Consider the following 619-nt stretch of genomic DNA (forward strand, 5'->3'; position numbering starts at 1 on the left):
ACATCAGCCCAGGTGTTGATCACGCGGCCTTGGCCATCGAGGATCGACTGGTTGAAGTTGAAACCGTTCAGGTTGAAGGCCATCGTGCTCACGCCAAGGGCGGTGAACCAGATGCCGATCACGGGCCAGGCAGCCAGGAAGAAGTGCAGGCTGCGGCTGTTGTTGAACGAGGCGTATTGGAAGATCAGGCGACCGAAGTAACCGTGGGCAGCCACGATGTTGTAGGTCTCTTCCTCTTGGCCGAACTTGTAGCCGTAGTTCTGGCTCTCGCTCTCGGTGGTTTCACGCACCAAGCTGCTGGTCACCAGTGAACCGTGCATGGCGGAGAACAGGGAGCCACCGAACACACCAGCCACCCCCAGCATGTGGAAGGGGTGCATCAGGATGTTGTGCTCTGCCTGGAACACCAGCATGTAGTTGAAGGTGCCGGAGATGCCGAGGGGCATGCCGTCAGAGAAGGAACCCTGACCGAAGGGGTAGATCAGGAACACAGCCGAGGCAGCGGCCACAGGGGCGCTGTAGGCCACGCAGATCCAGGGGCGCATGCCGAGGCGGTAGGAAAGTTCCCACTCGCGGCCCATGTAGCAGAAGACGCCGATCAGGAAGTGGAAGACCACCA

Annotated in this window: 1 pseudogene; it reads right to left on the reverse strand. The window is 60.1% G+C overall.

The features are described 5' to 3' along the window. Positions 1-619: pseudogene (locus CJZ82_RS17545) on the reverse strand (photosystem II q(b) protein); the annotation flags it as partial.

It is taken from the genome of Synechococcus sp. 1G10 (assembly GCF_002252625.1).
Taxonomy (GTDB): Bacteria; Cyanobacteriota; Cyanobacteriia; order PCC-6307; family Cyanobiaceae; genus Regnicoccus_A.